At 50.6% G+C, this 18,024-nt stretch carries 13 protein-coding genes and 2 pseudogenes; 8 read left to right on the plus strand and 7 right to left on the minus strand.

What is annotated here, in order from left to right; all coding sequences use genetic code 11:
* Positions 1–245 precede the first annotated feature (245 nt).
* Positions 246–947, minus strand: a pseudogene (rpsB, locus tag EPA93_RS21415) (30S ribosomal protein S2); the annotation flags it as partial.
* Positions 948–1,261: 314 nt separating this feature from the next.
* On the opposite strand from rpsB, the gene EPA93_RS21420 reads away from it, so the two are divergent.
* From EPA93_RS21420 to EPA93_RS21435, 4 genes are all read left to right on the plus strand, one after another.
* Complete coding sequence (locus EPA93_RS21420; protein WP_129889469.1) at positions 1,262–1,441, plus strand: hypothetical protein; 180 nt, start codon at positions 1,262–1,264, stop codon at positions 1,439–1,441.
* Positions 1,442–1,558: 117 nt separating this feature from the next.
* The gene (locus tag EPA93_RS21425; protein WP_129889470.1) at positions 1,559–2,320 is read left to right on the plus strand and encodes a response regulator; all 762 of its coding nucleotides are present in this window, start codon (positions 1,559–1,561) and stop codon (positions 2,318–2,320) included.
* A gap of 307 nt (positions 2,321–2,627) precedes the next feature.
* On the plus strand, positions 2,628–3,317 hold the full coding sequence (locus EPA93_RS21430) for a Crp/Fnr family transcriptional regulator (protein WP_129889471.1): 690 nt from the start codon (positions 2,628–2,630) through the stop codon (positions 3,315–3,317).
* Positions 3,318–3,323: 6 nt separating this feature from the next.
* The gene (locus tag EPA93_RS21435) at positions 3,324–4,013 is read left to right on the plus strand and encodes an ABC transporter ATP-binding protein (protein WP_129889472.1); all 690 of its coding nucleotides are present in this window, start codon (positions 3,324–3,326) and stop codon (positions 4,011–4,013) included.
* Positions 4,014–4,057: 44 nt separating this feature from the next.
* On the opposite strand, the gene dxs is transcribed toward EPA93_RS21435, so the two are convergent.
* Entirely contained in the window at positions 4,058–6,001 is a 1,944-nt protein-coding gene (gene dxs / locus EPA93_RS21440; protein ID WP_129889473.1) for a 1-deoxy-D-xylulose-5-phosphate synthase, read from the minus strand.
* 489 nt (positions 6,002–6,490) lie between these two features.
* On the opposite strand from dxs, the gene EPA93_RS21445 reads away from it, so the two are divergent.
* On the plus strand, positions 6,491–7,039 hold the full coding sequence (locus EPA93_RS21445; protein WP_129889474.1) for a hypothetical protein: 549 nt from the start codon (positions 6,491–6,493) through the stop codon (positions 7,037–7,039).
* 153 nt (positions 7,040–7,192) lie between these two features.
* Here EPA93_RS21445 and EPA93_RS21450 read toward each other — a convergent pair.
* Positions 7,193–8,451, minus strand: a pseudogene (locus EPA93_RS21450) (Glu/Leu/Phe/Val family dehydrogenase).
* 72 nt (positions 8,452–8,523) lie between these two features.
* On the minus strand, positions 8,524–10,014 hold the full coding sequence (gene gatB / locus EPA93_RS21455) for an Asp-tRNA(Asn)/Glu-tRNA(Gln) amidotransferase subunit GatB (protein WP_207229617.1): 1,491 nt from the start codon (positions 10,012–10,014) through the stop codon (positions 8,524–8,526).
* 607 nt (positions 10,015–10,621) lie between these two features.
* Between gatB and EPA93_RS21460 the strand changes: the two genes are divergently transcribed.
* Both EPA93_RS21460 and EPA93_RS21465 read left to right on the plus strand, forming a co-directional pair.
* A complete protein-coding gene (locus tag EPA93_RS21460; protein ID WP_129889475.1) occupies positions 10,622–11,206 on the plus strand; it encodes a GTP-binding protein in 585 nt (194 codons plus the stop codon).
* A gap of 348 nt (positions 11,207–11,554) precedes the next feature.
* Positions 11,555–12,244: a LuxR C-terminal-related transcriptional regulator gene (locus EPA93_RS21465; RefSeq protein ID WP_129889476.1), complete on the plus strand. Its 690-nt coding sequence runs from the start codon at positions 11,555–11,557 to the stop codon at positions 12,242–12,244.
* A 361-nt stretch (positions 12,245–12,605) separates the two neighbouring features.
* On the opposite strand, the gene EPA93_RS21470 is transcribed toward EPA93_RS21465, so the two are convergent.
* Complete coding sequence (locus EPA93_RS21470; RefSeq protein ID WP_129889477.1) at positions 12,606–13,130, minus strand: hypothetical protein; 525 nt, start codon at positions 13,128–13,130, stop codon at positions 12,606–12,608.
* Between the two features lie 391 nt (positions 13,131–13,521).
* Between EPA93_RS21470 and glgP the strand changes: the two genes are divergently transcribed.
* On the plus strand, positions 13,522–16,086 hold the full coding sequence (gene glgP / locus EPA93_RS21475) for an alpha-glucan family phosphorylase (RefSeq protein WP_165423303.1): 2,565 nt from the start codon (positions 13,522–13,524) through the stop codon (positions 16,084–16,086).
* Positions 16,087–16,159: 73 nt separating this feature from the next.
* On the opposite strand, the gene EPA93_RS21480 is transcribed toward glgP, so the two are convergent.
* Both EPA93_RS21480 and EPA93_RS21485 read right to left on the minus strand, forming a co-directional pair.
* Positions 16,160–16,744 (minus strand): GtrA family protein, encoded by a 585-nt coding sequence (locus EPA93_RS21480; RefSeq protein ID WP_129889479.1) that lies wholly within the window; start codon positions 16,742–16,744, stop codon positions 16,160–16,162.
* 477 nt (positions 16,745–17,221) lie between these two features.
* On the minus strand, positions 17,222–18,019 hold the full coding sequence (locus tag EPA93_RS21485; RefSeq protein WP_165423304.1) for a helix-turn-helix domain-containing protein: 798 nt from the start codon (positions 18,017–18,019) through the stop codon (positions 17,222–17,224).
* Between the last annotated feature and the right edge of the window lie 5 nt (positions 18,020–18,024).

An 18,024-nucleotide genomic window follows, 5' to 3' on the forward strand; every position in this document is an offset into this window, starting at 1 on the left:
TCTTCGATACAGGAAGAAGCGGGAGGCAGGAAGCGGTTAGCCCCTGACCCCCCGCCAAGGAATTCTGCAATCAGGCTCTAGAGAGCCTCTTTGGCAACTAATTCTGGCTCATCAGAAGAAGAGGGAGCCGGAGTCGGAGTCGGGGCCTCTGCCTCGTTCGCCTCAGCAACAGGAGCAGCCTTCTGCTCTTCAGGCTGCGGAGCGGCCGAGATCTCTACTGGGGTTGACTCTTCCACTTCTTCGCCCTCTACGGCCTCGGCATCCTTCTGTCGGGCTTCCAGCTCGCGGCGGCCTTCGACAGCAGCATCGGCAATCTTGGTGCAAAGGAGACGAACTGCGCGAATCGCATCATCATTGGCAGGGATGGGATAATCCATCTCATCGGGGTCGCAGTTCGTGTCAGCCAGTGCAATCACGGGGATCTCTAGACGGCGCGCCTCCAGTACAGCTGTGCGCTCTTTGCGCGTGTCTATAATAAAAATCGCATTGGGAAGGCGTCTCATATCTTTAATGCCGCCCAGAATGCGCTCTAAGCGAACCATGTCGTCTTGCAAGTGCTGCACTTCTTTTTTCGGCAAGCGCTCAAAGTCCCCACGGTCACGGCGCGCTTCTAGCTCGCGAAGATAGCGAATACGAGACTGAATCGTCTGGAAGTTGGTAAGCATACCACCCAGCCAGCGCTGATTGACATAGTACATACCACAGCGCTTGGCCTCTTCGGCAACGGCCTCCTGGGCCTGTTTCTTGGTGCCGACGAAGAGCAGAGTACCGCCGTTAGCTACCAGTTGCTCAACAAACTTATAAGCCTCGTTGAGCCGCGTCACGGTCTGTTGGAGATCAATAATATGGATACCGTTGCGATCCATAAAGATGAACTGCTGCATCTTAGGATTCCAGCGACGTGTCTGATGCCCGAAATGAACACCTGCCTCCAACAGTTGTTTCATTGAAATGATGTTCGCCAAGAACAATTCCTCCCTTAAATCCTCCGCCCTCCACCTTCTGGCATCAGGGTCCCCAAGGTGTTACTCATCTCCAAGCGTTGCATGGACCCCAGGGGGATGCCGGTAAGAGAGCGTGTGTACTTAGATATAAATGGCAGTAAATTTAAACATGCAGGGACCATCGCCTGCTGCCACAGAAGTATAGCACAGAGCGCCTGATGACGCAAGAAAAATTAGCTATTCGCCTTTCCTATGGGGAACAATTTCGAGTATACTGAAAGGGAGTAAGATAAAGTGCAGCGGGGTGGAGGAATGACATGAAGGGCAGAACGCGGCGTTACTATCGCGTACGGCTAGTGGCTTATGATGTTATCCCTTCCTCTTACTGGCACTTACCGCCCAGGCTAGCCAGTCCTAGCCCGACTCCACTAGTGTTCTTTATACGGAGCCAGCGACGGTTCCTGCACAAGGTACACCTTGTACGCTTGCAGCTATAAGCAGTTGTATCACCGTTTGTTTCTTGGATGAGGACGTATAGTATATAGTGGTACACATTTATGACTAATTAGCTCATATCATTTTCAGGGGTAGCAGACGTAGAAAGGGAAGAATACATGGTAAAGATTTTGGTCGTCGATGACCATTTATTGATGAGGCGTGCTGTACGAGAGGTCATCGAAAAAGAAGGCGATTTATCTGTAGTTGCAGAGGCCGGCAACGGTCTTGAGGCAGAAACCCGGGCCGCTGAAACACAGCCAGATGTCGTTCTTATGGACCTTGATATGCCTGATTGCAACGGTTTTGAGGCAACTGAGCGGGTTCTGGCTTGCTCTCCCGGTTCACGTGTTGTTATTTTTACAGCATCACACGAAGAGCAGCATGTATTTCAGGCCATCCAGAGGGGCGCTATCGGCTATATCACCAAGGATATCGAGCCGGAGGCACTTGTGCACGCGATACGCTGCGCCGCTCGCAACGATCTCTGCATTCCAGGCTCGCTGGCCACGCAAGTCCTGGCCCACTTACGCGCTATTTGGCAAGCTCACGGCCCCTTCTCCACAGCAGGTTCATTTGCCTCAGCAGGCAGCATCGCTTACCGCACTCCTCGCCGCTCGGGAAGACGTGCAGTCACGGCAGCCCTCTCCGCAGAGCAGCTCTGCACTTCACCTGGCCTACCAACCAACACCAAGCGCCCCCTCACTGGGAGGGAACAGGAGATTCTCGACCTGATGCGCCGCGGCCGTAAGAACCGCGAGATTGCCGGCGAACTATGCATCGCCGAATCCACTGTACATAAGCATGTACAAAATATTTTCGAGAAGCTGCACGCACGTAACCGGACTGAGGCTATCTATCTCACCAATCCAGACAATTAGTTTTGCCTATGGCATGAGAAGCTCATCCCTTCAATGGGATGGGCTTGCCAGAAAATTTGTGAGTTTGCTCCGAGCAGGCCCGACCAGGACCTTTATAGAAGGTTCTGAGCGCTGCACCAGTGGCAAATGAGGAGGAGATGCTTCCTCCCAGCGCTTCGTGACAGGTGGGTCTGCGCACCCGGTTTGCTTATGATACAATACTTTTCATGGAGATCAACAACAGCAGTATTAAGAAAGCAACTGCGTGAGAGGGAAACGATCACAGAGCAAGATCCTATCTACTTCCAACAGCAGGGCCGAGGACAAGATGTCGTTTCTAGCACACACTGATATCTTCAGTCACCTCGGCTCGGAAGAGATTCACGAACTGGATCGTATCACGACAGTGATTACCTGTTCGCCGGGGCGCATCTTCTTTCGCCCTGGTGAGACAGGCACGCTCTTCTTTCTCCTCAAAAGTGGCCATGTTCAGCTCTATCACCTATCCCTCGATGGCCGCAAGCTCATCACGGCAACGCTGGGCAGCGGAGAGTGTTTTGGCGAGCTGCCTTTACTCAGTGGCGGCACGCATAGCAGCTTTGCCGAAGCTATTGAGGAAGCCTGCATCTATACGATGAGTAAGCAGGATTTAGAGCCCCTTCTTATCCATAAACCCTCTGTTACCTTAGCGTTGACGCAAATACTAGGGCAGCGCATTATGCAACTTGAAGAGCAGCTGATCAATACAGCATTTAAAAGTACTTCTGCTCGGCTCGCCCTGCTTCTACTACAATTGGCCCACACGCCAGAGCCAGCTTCAGGTATGCTTGTCGTAGATGGTCTAAGCCACGAAGAGCTAGCGGAACATCTTGGGGTATACCGAGAAACGGTAAGTACAGCGCTGCGTGAGCTCAGAGAAAGTGGGGCCATCGAGCTTGGACGCAAGCACATTACGATCAACAGGCCGGACCAGCTAGAGACCATGGCCTCCTTTCCAGGCAACAGCAACAAAGCATAAAGGGGGTTGTTTATCAAAGACACTGATATCATCATTGAGGCTCACGATCTCAAGAAGATCTATCGCAACGGCCAGTTGCGTGTTGACGCATTGAGCAATATCAACCTGGCGATAAAGCGTGGAGATATGATTGCTATTATGGGTCCAAGTGGCTGTGGCAAAACTACCCTGCTGAATTGTCTTTCCGGTCTCGATACGATTGATGAGGGCGACATCCTTATCCAGGGAGCCCATCTAGGTGAGCTGAGCGATCAAGAACGCACGGCATTTCGCGCCAGATATATGGGTTTTATCTTCCAGGATTTCAATCTGCTGCCAGTGCTTAGCGCCGTAGAAAATGTGGAATTGCCGCTCCTCGTCTCAAAAGTATCGGCCCGCCAAGCCCGAAAACGTGCTCTGGAAATGTTGAGCCGGGTAGGTCTGGCCGACCGGGCCAGGCATCGTCCCGCCGAGCTCTCAGGCGGCCAGCGCCAACGCGTCACCATAGCACGCGCACTTATCAATGACCCCACCATTGTCTGGGCTGACGAACCTACCGGAAATCTTGATAGCGAGACCGCGGCAGAGATAATGGATCTCCTATGCCAGTTGAATCAGGAAAATCGGCAAACCTTCGTCATTGTCACCCATGCCCTAGAAGTGGGACAGAGGGCTCACCAGATCATTACCATGCGTGATGGGCGCATTCTGGCCTAGAAAGTGCCTTTCCGGCAGGCACTTTCTCCCAAGACAAGTTCTGGCTAGACACTTGGCAACGTGCGCCGGCTTGAGCCAAGCATCTCGCGAATAACCTCTTTAAGATGAGCTGAAGATAGTCCATAGAGCTCTTTGAGAATCGTCGGTGCCCCATGCTCAACCAGTTTATCTGGCAGCCCGATGAGCCGAAGATCGACCTCATGAAGCAATCCATGCTTCTCCAGCAATTCCAGCACTGCGCTGCCAAAGCCGCCGGCAACCATATGATCCTCAATCGTCACCAGCCGCCTTGTGCCTCTTGCCAGACGCAAAATGAGCTCCTCATCAAGCGGCTTGGCCCAGCGCGCATTTACGACAGCAACCTGAATTCCTTCTTCGGCCAGTTCCCTGGCGGCAACCTCTGCTTGAGCAACAGTTGAGCCATAGGCAAGAATAGCACATTCGCTGCCCACAGCATGCTCAAGCTTCTGGGGAGATATGAGCTCGGCCTTGCCAACTTCCAGCTTCACCAGATCTTTTCCCAGAGGTACCCCGGCGCCCTTGCCGCGCGGATAGCGCAAAGCAACCGGGCCATCCATATATATTGCCGTATAGAGCATATGGCGCAATTCTTCCTCATCTTTAGGAGCCATCAGTTGCATACGTGGGATGGTGCGCAGAAAGGCAATATCGAATACGCCATGCTGAGTCGGGCCATCCTCGCCAACAATCCCGGCCCGATCCATGGCGAATACAACATGCAGATTTTGCATGCACACGTCATGAACAACCTGATCATAGGCTCGCTGCAGGAAGGTCGAATAAATAGCAGTGACCGGGCGCAATCCTCCCACTGCCAGGCCAGCCGCAAAAGTAACTGCATGCTGCTCAGCAATACCCACATCAAAATAGCGCTCAGGGAAACGCTGATGGAGCTTTTTGAGCCCCGTGCCTTCAGCCATAGCAGCAGTAATGCCTACAATTGTGGGATCTTGCTCAGCCAGGGCCACAAGAGTATTAGCAAAAACTTCGGTATAGGTAGGAGGATCGGTGGGATTTTTCTTAATGGTTCCAGTCTTGTAATCAAATGCCCCGGGCCCATGCCATTTCGTGGAATCCTTTTCTGCTACCTCCCAGCCCTTCCCCTTCGTCGTCACCATCTGAACGATCACCGGCCCCGCAATTTGCCTGACATTCTCAAAAACGTCGAGCATAAGGGGCAGATCGTGACCATCAAAAGGGCCAAAGAACTTAATTCCCAGCTCTTCAAAGATAGCGCCACTCTTGCTATGCATCACAAACTGCTTGAGACTCGTCTCGGCGCGGCCCGCAGCCTCACGCGCCATATCCCCCACAACTGGCAACTTCTCGATGGACTCCTTGGCCATCTCGCGTAACCGACGGTAGCTTGGCGTCGTTTGTAGCCTGCGCACCTCACCTAAATAGTGATGCAGCGCGCCCACATTATCAGAGATTGACTTTTCATTATCGTTCAAAACGATGATCAGATTTTTCTTGAGGCTCCCAGCATTATTCAGCGCTTCTAGGGCCATCCCACCTGTCAAAGCGCCATCCCCAATAATGGCTACAACCTTGAAGTCTTTTCCCTGCAAATCGCGAGCCGCCGCCAGGCCAAGAGCCGCCGAAATAGACGTGCTGGCATGACTGGCACCAAAGACATCATAAGGGCTTTCTTCACGGCGCAAGTAGCCAGAAAGTCCTCCGAACTGCCGAATCGTATGAAAGCGCTCGCGGCGCCCTGTCAAGAGCTTATGCACATAGGCTTGATGGCCGATATCCCAAACTAGCAGATCATCAGGCGTATGAAACACGGCGTGGAGCGCCATGGTGAGCTCAACTACGCCAAGATTAGGGGCCAGGTGTCCACCCCGCACCGAAACTTTTTCAATAATCTCGCTTCGGATCTCTTGCGCCAACTGTACCATCTGGGGAATCGTCAAAGCTCGCAATTGAGTTGGATCATCAATGCTATCCAGTATTCTACTCAAAATAACCTCCATTACTAGATCCAGTTCCTCTTCGTGTAGAGCAAGGTGCATCTAGTGGACACCAACAGGCAATATCTAGTTCAAAAGATGTATATTTGTAGTATATCGGGTCTCTGCTACCTGGTATATTATAGGTTTGCCAGGATTCCCCGGCAAATTTCAGGCCCCAGAAATTCATGCACATGGGGTCTTGACAAACGCTAAAAGGGCCTGGCAGGCCGCTCAAAGCCCCCCATATGGTACCTTGACAGCCTATTACTTTCTTTTTATTATGACGACAATGGTATGATAGAGAATTCAGGTGCATACCTTTTGGATCTGTAGAATGTCGCAGACTGATAGATGCAAGCACGTTTTATCTGTAAAGGAATAGACTTATAAAAGGGTGTTGCCTGTTAGCACATCCAAAATGAAAGGAGGCGCGGTACCTTTCCCTTCAAGAGGGAGAGGAGCTGGTAAGGAATACTCGCCAGATACACCGCACATCTCATGACAAGAAAAGACAGCGAGAAAGACGCAGAAAGATCGCATTACTACTCTCAGTTCTGGCTGGACGTTGCCGCCGGACGGAGGATTATTGGGGCACCCAAGCCCAGCGAGGAGGCAGAACAGGCCGAAGCAGAGCAGGAAGCAGCACAAACGCGCAAGTCCGCACGGGTAGCAGAGCCAGAAGATCATAGCAGCAACACGTCAGTCGATGGGCAGGCAGAAACTATCGTCCATCCCGTCGCTGAGCCGATATCTGCTCCAGAAGAGTTCATTGAGCCAGAGAACGGTACTGAAGGCCTTGAGTTGGACGTCAGCGATGAGGAGCAGGATCTACAGGAAATGTCTGTTGATGATACAGATATCCCCGACGTAGACCTCAGTTCTGATGAGGAAGAGGAGGACGAAGACCTCTATGCAGAGGACGAAGAGGAGGAAGAGGAAGACGAGGACCTCGACTGGAGTGCACGTGGACGGAAAAAGAATAGGCCCGGCCGGCCCGTGAAACAGCCACTTAAGAAAAGTCGCCGCGAGCCCAGGCGCGGCTTCTAAGCAGGGACTATACAGGGTGGCAATTGAACAGCCACCCTGTATTTTTATGCAGCGAATCTGTAATCAGGTGTAATGCCACATAGATCTACTTGCATACATAGATACAAAGGTTGCTTGGCAGCCGGTCGGAGTCGAGAAATTGTTTCTCGGCTTCTAGGGATAAATTCCTCGGATCTGCGTTGCTTCCGCGACGCGCGAAATTGCCAACATACTGGCTGCCAGACGCATATCGCAATGATACTGATCGGCTTTATCAGCGACAGCAGCAAAAGAGCGATCCATGATCACCTTTAAGCGCTGTGTAATCTCTTCAACGCCCCAGAAGAAGCTCTGGATATCCTGTACCCACTCAAAATAGCTCACAGTAACCCCCCGGCGTTAGCCAGAATATCCGGGATTACCAGACAGTTCTTTTTGAGGAGGAGCGCGTCAGCTTCAGGTGTAGTTGGCCCATTAGCAGCCTCTGCAATGATGCGAGCTTGAATACGCCCGGCATTCTCGGCTGTTATGGCGCCTTCAGTGGCCGCCGGAATAAGGATATCACAGGGAACTTCCAACACCTCCTGCTCGCTTAAAGCTTGAGCAGAGGGGAACCCAACCACAGAGCCACGTTCTTGCTTATGACGTAAGACCGCAATAGGATCAAGGCCAGATTCGTTATAGATTCCTCCGCGCGAATCGCTAACCGCAACAATCTTGCATCCTTCGTTATGGAAGAGGCGCGCCGCAACGCTACCTGCATTCCCATAGCCTTGAATGCTCACGCGGGCTCCGCGCAAAGGCATTCCAATACGCTCAGCAGCGCACCTGGTTACGAAGAGGACTCCGGTAGCCGTGGCGTCGCTACGCCCTTCGCTACCGCCGATAGAGAGAGGCTTACCAGTAACAACGGCGGGAATCGAGAAACCTTCATGCATAGAATAGGTATCCATAATCCACGCCATTACCTGGGGATTAGTATTCACGTCAGGGGCTGGTATATCGCTATGTGGACCGATAACGATCGATATCTCGGTCGCATAACGACGCGTCATACGTTCTAGTTCAGCAGAGGTCATCGTTTTGGGGTCGCAAATGACACCGCCTTTTGCTCCCCCATAGGGTATTCCCACCACTGCACATTTCCAGGCCATCCACATAGCCAGAGCCTTGACCTCATCAAGGGTCACCTCAGGGCTATAGCGAATGCCTCCTTTAGCCGGACCACGGTTCACATTATGTTGAACACGATAACCCGTAAACGTTTTAATCCGTCCATTATCCAGGCGTACGGGAAAATGAACTGTTAGTTCGCGCTTGGGCTGACGCAGGATCTCTCGCATATCTTCGGAGAGACCCAGCTTATCAGCCGCCAGTTCAAACTGCTGCACCGCCATTTGATAAGGATTAAATGTTTTCACATCTTCGTGCATAGCGTTTACTTCCTCGTGCCACATGGTATACACAGCCTCGTGTAATGCCATTGAGTAGAACTATGCCATAACCTACGATTCTTGTGTTTCATCCAGCTTTTTCCTCAAAAGGGCCTGAACTATATCAGCCTTAGCCTGGCCCCGTGTTTGTTTCATCACTTGCCCAACCAGCGCCTGTGCGGCATTTGTTTTCCCTTTACGATAATCGGCAACTATCTTGGGATTATTGGCAATCACCCCCTCTACAATTTTCTCTAGAGCTCCTTGATCGCTAATAGGCGGCTTAATGCCCTTCTTCTTAACAATCTCCTCTGGCATCTCGCCCGAGGCAAAAGCCTCATCGAGCACATCTTTGGCTTGCTTGCCGGTAATGCGCTCCTTCTCAAGCAGATCCAGCAGGTTGGCAAGAGCAGCGGGTGTAACAGCACAATCCTGTATAGCGACAGAGCTTGCTTTTAATAGCCGTACCAGTTCGCTGAGAAGCCAGTTGCTAGCCAACTTAGCCCGCGCCTTGCGATCACCGGTTGGTGAAATCGCCATAACCTGCTCAAAGTAATCGCCAAGGGACTTATCTTCGGTCATTACATTTGCATCTTGCACAGAGAGGCCAAATTCGCTGATATAGCGAGCTCGGCGTCCATCGGGCAATTCGGGCAGATGGGCACGTATCTCCTCTACCTGTTTGCGGCTAATCAGCAATGGTGGCAGATCGGGTTCCGGGAAGTAACGATAGTCATTAGCTTGTTCTTTACTACGCTGTCCTACAGTAACACCTTTCGTCTCAACCCAGCCACGCGTCTCCTGGTGAATAACTCCGCCCTCACGCAGAAGCGCAATTTGCCGACGAGCCTCATAATCGAGGGCGCGCTCAACAGCGCGGAAGCTATTCATATTCTTGATTTCGGTCTTAACGCCTAACTCCTCCTGGCCACGTGGACGCACTGAGATATTGGCATCACAGCGCAAACTACCTTCTTCCATCTTTCCGGATGCAACGCCAAGATAGACCAGTATCTCGCGCAGCTTTTGCATATACAACCGCGCCTCCTCGGGGCTACGCATATCCGGCTCGCTCACAATCTCCATCAGCGGCGTGCCGGCGCGGTTGACGTCAATCAGGCTATAGCCTTCATGGTGGAGCAAACGGGCGGTATCTTCTTCCAGATGAACGCGCGTAATGCCAATCTTGCGCGTCTCTCCATTTAGATCAATGGTTAGATAACCATTACGACTGAGGGGAACATCGTATTGAGATATTTGATACCCCTTCATCAAATCGGGGTAGGGGTAACTCTTGCGGTCAAACTTGGAATAGTCAGGGATCGAGCAATTGAGGGCCAGAGCGGTCATGATCGTATAAGTAACTGCTTCCTGGTTAATTACTGGCATTACTCCAGGCATGCCCATACAAATGGGGCAAACGTGTGTGTTTGGTGCCTCATTGGCGTAACCGGTACTACAAGCGCAGAACATCTTACTCTTTGTGAGCAGCTGTGAATGTACCTCAAGTCCAATGACGACCTCGTAATCAGTATCAATTGGTGCATCTACTGTAGTAGTCATAATTCTTGTTCTACCTTATCTCCAAAATCACGCAGCGGTGATGTGATGATTTAGCCCCTTTGTGTGGTAAGTCTAGCCTTTTCTGCGTCATTCGTCAATGGGAAAAGCGCAAGCATCAAGGCCATTTCCTTCTCGTCAAAGGCAGGAGCATCGAGGACTGCCTACGTCGCGAGCAAGCGAATTGTCATCTGCCGAGACATAGGGCGCCTCCATTTTTCCTTCTTTGCCGGCGGGTGGGTGAGGCAAAAACAAGAAGTTTAAACAGCCGTGTGCAAGCACTGAGCATGGCAGGGCTCATGTTTGCCTCGCCAGGCACAAAGATAAAACATAACATACGGTTATACACCATCCACGAATTTTCTGCTGACAACAGTTATTTCAATTAAAGGCATTTTCGGGTAAAATACATGGTAACGACCAGAAGGTACGTCAGGTCTAAAATCCGCGCCGGGCGCCTTTGGGAGCAGTTACCCCTGAAAGTCTTACAACGTTGGCAATTTCAAGAAAATAAGGTATACTGTCCCCGACAGAAGTGGTGCCATGCTTACCTACTCCATTCTACCCGGGCAGGTAAGGGCGCATACGACGGGCAGGAGAGCAGTCATATATGTCCCAAATAAACTTTGCGAAACGAGAGATCAACTGTAAGATCGTCTATTATGGGATTGGTCTATGCGGTAAAACGACGAATCTCCATTATATATACAGCACAGTTCGAGCTCAGGATGTTGGTAAAATGGTCTCGATCGATACGGAGACCGAGCGTACGCTGTATTTTGATTTGCTTCCTCTTGAGCTAGGGCAAGTGCAGGGTTTCAACATCCGTTTCCACCTCTACACAGTTCCCGGTCAGATCTTGTATCAGCAAACGCGTTTCTCAGTGCTTAAGAATGCTGATTGCGTAATTTTCGTGGCCGATTCCCAGGCCAGCAAATTACAGGAGAACATTGAGTGCTGGAATGAGCTCCAGGAGCGCCTCCGTCACATGAAAAAAGATGTGACAAATTTTCCTCTCATCATGCAATGGAATAAGCGCGACCTTCAGGATGTGCTCCCAATTTCCTTACTGGAGCAGTATCTCAACCCCTACCGCGTTCCTAGTTTTGAGGCTGTCGCGGTGACAGGTACGGGGGTCATCGATACCCTCAGAAGAGCTATCAACACTACGATGAGCCAGCTAGAGCGTCTTTAATCAGTTTACGCCTTTTCCCTAACCGAGTACGTCAGGAGTTGTTCTTGCCAGAATCGCATGCTTGCGACACAACTCTTGACGTATTCAAGCTTCCACGAGCAGCCCCAAATTTCGTATCTCCCCCCTTTTATTAGTACAGCTATGGGAATTTCCGCAGTACCAATTGTTCACAACGTATTTTGTGTGTATAATTATGCAACAATCTTGAGATGTATGACTTCCCCTGTATAATGCGGGATAATACTTTTTTAAGCGTGTGAAGTACACCATTTAAGATTACACAACTAAAGAGTGTAGGCAGTGTAGCGCACAGTCTCAACGCTGTCTACTCTTCTACGAAGGGACTACATGGAAAAGATACGTGTCATCATTATTGATGAACAGCCTCTGTTCCGCGAGGGTATTCGTGCTATATTAGAGTCCACGGGCGAATGTACAATTGTCGGCACGTCAACCGATATAGTCGAGGTACTCGAACTAGTACGTACGAGTAGCCCTGACGTGGCATTAATCGATGCTGGTCTCACATCTTCTGATCCACTTGATATCGCGCGGCAGGTACGCCATACTGCGCCGCGCATAGCTATCGTCATTCTTACCCCAAATGAAGATGAGGAGCGCCTCTTCCAATCGATTAAGGTCGGCGCTGCTGCTTACTATACACGCAATATTACCCCCAATGAGTTGGCTGAGGCTGTACGCAAGGTGAGTCGCGGTGAATATTTGATCAACGATGACGTTCTCTCAAAGCCTCAACTGGCTAGCCGTGTCCTCAAATCGTTCCGTGAATTAACTGTGGAAGAGGAAGATGAGGGCGCTAAAGATCTGTATTCACCACTCTCTAGCCGTGAAGTAGAAATTCTTGATTATATTGCACGCGGCAACAGTAATAAGGAAATTGCTAAGTCGCTCAAAATCAGTGATCAGACAGTTAAAAATCATATAACTTCTATTTTAAAAAAGCTCTCAGTCAATGATCGTACTGCGGCTGTAGTCCATGCCCTACGCCATGGTTGGATCAAGATGCATGACAGCTAGTGCGCTGTCACACTTCGTTTGATGAGCGCGCAGCCGTAGACGGAGCAGAGAGAAGGTATCTGGGGATACGGCCCCAGGTCTCCGGTTAAGGGCCTGACTAGCTAGCTCGCTCGTAACTCGCTCGATCGCGACGCGGCCCTTAACAATTCCGCTTTTTCCAATCGTCATTTGGATATTGAAAGCTAGTTTTAGCTCTGTGAAAGAGCGGGCCGTTATAGGTTCCACGACAGTAAACCTGTCCTGGTTTCTGGTGAGGCTCCCAAAGCGACTCCTGCTGCGGGGCCCTCGGGATGTTTTCAACAAACTCACCTTGACAGCTTCGCTACAAATACAGCTTCCCCTCCCGCAAATCTGCTGGGTACTATACCCACACTGCCAGCAATTCCTTGCCACTATTAGCATCAAGAAAGACATAGAGATCGTGCGAGGACTGAGGGGAAGGCGTAGGATCGACTTCTGCATCGCTCGCTTGTAAGGGTATCTGTTGGTACCAGATCAGCCATGCGGGCACATCATTTAAAGGTGTGTGAGCTGCTGGCGTGGCAGTGGAAGAATAGCTTACAAGCACATATCTGGCAGTCTTGTTCCTTGCCTTCATAGCCGCATCGGCTTCAAGCTGATCGGCCAGCAGAAGAGCTTGCTGCTGACTCAAACCAGGCTGCTGATCCGCACTGCTGAGCGTAATACCAGCTGCCTGCAAAGCGGGTATTTGATCTTCTGAGCCTGCTCCCGGTACCAGACCCGGGAACCTCCATTTAACGGCGCCCTCCGTACCGGTATGTGGGGACAGAAAAATTCGTGCCAGCCATATACAGCCTATGATCAGCAAGACAATTCCCAGCACTTTGCTGATAGTATATGTGCGGGAGACCGGTTGCTTCTTCACCTGTTTTTCCCTTCCTGATCCAAGCTAATTATTCAGGGGCCACCCTTGCTTCGCTTTATTTACCAGGTGGTCTGGGCGCGCGGCTTAGCAGCTTTTTAGCTGGATAGAAATGTTGATGGTAGAGAACCGCATAAGCTTGAGAAGCTATCTCGCCATGCCCATCTTCAGGATACTGCAATAGCCAGTATAGAACAAATTGACTGCTATGACAATTGACCGCGTTTTATCCGAAACGATATACTGATAGTAGTCACAATGATGCTGCACTGTACGCTGCTTATCGCTTCGAGGGCATGGACAATCCAAAGCATCCCTCGTGAACAACGACGGCGAGTGTTTGTATCACTAATAGCATATCTAGCTATACATATAGTCAGGACACATAGAAAGGATGCGCCCTGTGAAAGTATACGGTCGCATAACAGTCTTTCCCATTATGCCAGCTCGGATCAGCCGCTTGTACGAGTTAGCATACAATCTCTGGTGGAGCTGGCATCCTGAAGCACGTGCCCTCTACAGCATCCTTGATCCTGAGTTATGGGAGCGAGTAGGGCATAATCCTGTGCGCTTGCTGAGTGAGGTATCGCCGGAAAAACTTGCCGAGGCTGCCGAAGCTGAAGACTATCTACGACAATACGATACGATTATCAGCGATTTTGATCATTACATGCATCCTGAAGCAGATGAAACCTGGTTCTCACGCACTTATCCAGAGCTCACGAGAAAAACTATTGCTTATTTCTCGGCCGAGTTTGGTGTCCATGAATCTCTTCCTATTTATTCAGGCGGTCTGGGTATCCTCTCGGGAGATCACTGCAAAGAAGCAAGCGATCTCGGCTTGCCCTTTGTAGGGGTGGGGTTTCTCTATCCGCAGGGATACTTTCAACAGCGTGTTTCACGCGAAGGCACCCAGGAGGCTATATACGAAAAGCTACACTTTTCCGAAGCGCCCGTCGTGCCAGCAGTTTGCTCAGATGGGAATGAGATTGTCATTAATGTAGATTTGCCTGGACGCCGCATCTATGCCAAGGTCTGGAAACTGATGATCGGCCGTATTCCTCTTTATTTGATGGATACTGACGTTGCGCCCAATGCTCCCGGCGATCGCGAGCTAGCTGCCCGTCTTTATGGAGGCGATCGCGAGATACGCATCTCGCAAGAGATTGTCCTTGGCATTGGCGGGGTACGGGCTTTACGGGCTCTGGGCATCTCGCCTGACGCCTGGCACATTAACGAGGGCCATGCAGCCTTTCTTAGCCTGGAGCGCTGCAGAGAACTTGTGGCCAGCGGGCTCAATTTTTATGAAGCCTGGGAAGTCGTAGCCGCAAATTCGATTTTCACCACTCACACCCCCGTACCGGCCGGAAATGATACGTTCAATTACGATCTTGTCGATAAGTATTTCGGCTCCTATTGGGGTCAGCTCGGGTTAAACCGGGACCAGTTTATGGAGGTGGCACGCGAAGATCACGGCTGGGGACCAACGTATGGTATGACGGTGCTTGCTCTCAAGCTCACGGGTCAGCACAACGGGGTCAGTAAGCTTCATGGCGCCGTCTCGCGCAATATGTGGCAGTTTCTCTGGCCCGGCGTCGACGCAGATGAAGTCCCTATTGGCTATATCACCAATGGCGTACATACTTTTTCCTGGATGGCTCCCGCAATTAACGAGCTCTTGGGACGCTACCTTGAGCGGGACTGGGGCAAGCATGTCGATGATCAGCAATTCTGGAACGAGCATATTGGCAATCTGCCTGATGCTGAATTGTGGAAGGCCCATAATCACTGCAAGGAAAATCTGATTGCCTATGCCCGCCAATGCCTGAAACTGCAGCACTTACGCCTTGGCGAAGGATCGCTCCAAATCGACGAAATCGAGCGCATGCTCGACCCTAAAGCGCTCATCATCGGTTTTGCCCGTCGCTTTGCAACCTACAAACGGGCGACGCTCCTCTTCCGCAACATAGAGCGGCTACGCCGCATTTTGAACGATCCGCAGCGGCCAGTACAGATCATCTTCGCCGGCAAGGCCCACCCGGCCGATGAGCCAGGCAAGGCCTTAATCGAGCAAATTTATCGTTTCTCCCGTAGCGATGAATTTCGCGGGAAGATTATCTTGCTAGAAAACTACGATATCGACATGGCTCGCTATCTCGTTTCTGGCACCGATCTCTGGCTGAATAATCCCATTCGTCCCTTTGAGGCCAGCGGTACCAGCGGCCAGAAGGCCGCCATCAATGGGCAACCAAATTGCAGCATTCTTGATGGCTGGTGGGCCGAAGGATACAATGGCAAAAATGGCTGGGCCATCGGCGAGGAACGCGAATACCACGATCAAGAGGTTCAGGCGGAAGCAGATAGCCTTGATCTATACAGACTGCTAGAGGATGAAATTATTCCTACATTCTTTGAGCGCGGCCAGGATAGCATTCCTCATCATTGGATCAGCTTTATGAAGGAAGCCATGCGTACATGCATTCCACAGTTCTCGATGCGCCGCATGGTCAAGGAGTATACAACGCGTTATTATGTCCCTGCCATCCAGCAAAGCCAGAACATCGAGCATAGCCAGTATGAGCATGCCCGTACCCTGGCAAGCTGGAAAGATCATATTAGGCGCGGCTGGAATAGTCTTGAGTTATACGTCGAGGGGCAGCGCGAGGGACAGCTCAGCCTGGGCGAGGGTATTGAGGTACATGCCTGGGTGCGTATGGATAACCTGTGTCCAGACGATATTCGCGTTGAGCTCGTATATGGAGAGACCAAAGATGAGCAGGCGCTATCCCAACGAGCATTGCCAATGAGCTATACCAAGCGCGAGCTGGATGGCTCATACCGCTATGACATCCATCTAAAACCAGAGGTAACTGGGAGCCTTGCCTATAACGTGCGCGTCGTCCCTTATCACCAGAACCTGACGGAAAAATACGGGATGGGCCTGGTTCGCTGGGCTTGAAGTAGCAGCTGAAATTGTCTACCAAAAAGCCTCCTTGAATGTCAAGGAGGCTCATTTTAATCTCGCAGAGCTTCTAATTAGTAGCAGGCTTTACCTGCCGATAGGTGAATAGGTGGTGGAAGGAAAAATTGTAGATCAGAACCAGGATCAGAGCACCGGCTTGAGAAACGATGGCAGGCACATGGCCCAAATAAGTAAATCCAAACTGGATCAATAGAGTTAACACACTCCCACCAATAGAGGTAATATGGTAACGTAAGCAGCGCGACTGCCAGGAGCGATCATGTCCAGAGAGATGACGGAAGGTAAAATAATCATTTGGCACAAAATTGGCCATTATAGAAATTTCACAAGCTAGAACATAAGCTATGAGGTTATGTGTCACATTGCTAACTGGCAGAGGAATACAGTAGAAGACCAGATAGAAGACGGCCAGATTAACCAGGGCTGCAAACCCGCCGATAAAGAGGTAGGTGATAAAGCGTTGGCACCAGTCTGCACGTCCGCCTGTTACGTCATCTGCTATGTCTAGTAGACGGTTCACAATTATCCAGGGAGTTGGGCGATAGCTTCGTATTCGACGCTGCGGCTGCCTCCCCAGATCAGCCAACTCTTCAGAAACGTCCTCCGGATTACACTGTGTCAAAGTTTGTTTCATGTATTCTCCACAAATTCTCTACAATTTTTAGTATTGAAGCGTCCTACGCAATTGTCCAGGACGGTTCGCGAGAAGAGAAAGTAACAGAAAGTAACAGAGTACTGTTTATAGATATGGAGATTCCTCTTTTCTCCGGCTCAGTAGCATAATAAAAAGCGGCTTTCCCAGCTGATTTCGTGCTGGAAGCCGCTTAATAGCACTTTTAGCGCCTGCCTATCTTTCTACAAAACGCGCACTTTTAAGGCTTTTATCTTTCTTCACTCACAGGCCAGTTAAGCATTTCTGCCCTTTAAAGAGGCTTTTTCCCAGCCAAGCGCTTGTTTCACCGGGGCGAAATCCCAGCCATACGTGACAAACGCCTAATTGTTCTTCATAAATTAGGCGAATATCCACGTTCCTGCTAGCAGGAAAGAAATCTACAACCAGATTTAGTGGAAAGGAAACAGCATAAAAGGGCTAAAGTTTTCTCCTTCCGGCTTATAAGGATAAAAGAGTGACTATAGGAGGGTCAGTCTTACGCAGGGAGCGCAAGAAGACATCGGCAGTGCCCTGCAGTATCCCATTTTCCATGATCAACGGCCCCGAAATAGCCACCTGGGTAGTAGCATCTGGCAACAAATAGCTTAAAGGATCGTTTGAGTGCGGTAGAGCGGCACAAAGCAGATAGTAGCTCCCATTAGGCACACGGTCAATAGAATAAGGGCCAGGAGTAGTTAACATAGTGCAGCGTATTGGCCGCCCTTGAGGAATAGGCTTAGGGAAGAGGCCAAGATAAATGTTTCCTTCAAATGGGCCTGGAGCATAGACATAGCCTGAGACAGTGTGGCTCAGCATAGGCCATAGATTTGTAGAATAGGCCTGGCGGGATTTCTTAGCATCCATATTCATGTTCTGAACCAGGTAGCGCAGATGGCGCGGTGGAACTCCCACCAACTGCGTAAAGCGAGTAGTAAATGAGCCCAGGCCATTGTAACCCACTTCAAAGCAAACATCAGTCACGCTTAAAGAAGTAGTCAACAAAAGCCGTTTAGCAGTGTCAAGGCGCAAAGCTGAAAGGAACTCTCCCGGCGGAATCCCAATCACCTGATGAAATATTCGGTTAAAGTAAAACGGGCTTAAGCAGGCAATATCAGCCATATCTTCCAACAGAAGAGCATCTTGTAGTTGTTCCCGCATTGTTTGAATGACCCGCTCTACGGCCATAACGTGTGAGGCCCGTGTACTCTCTCGTCCATTAATCTCCTCAATCGGATCAGCTGCCTGCAACATGCGCATATAGC

It is taken from the genome of Ktedonosporobacter rubrisoli (assembly GCF_004208415.1).
GTDB lineage: Bacteria > Chloroflexota > Ktedonobacteria > Ktedonobacterales > Ktedonobacteraceae > Ktedonosporobacter > Ktedonosporobacter rubrisoli.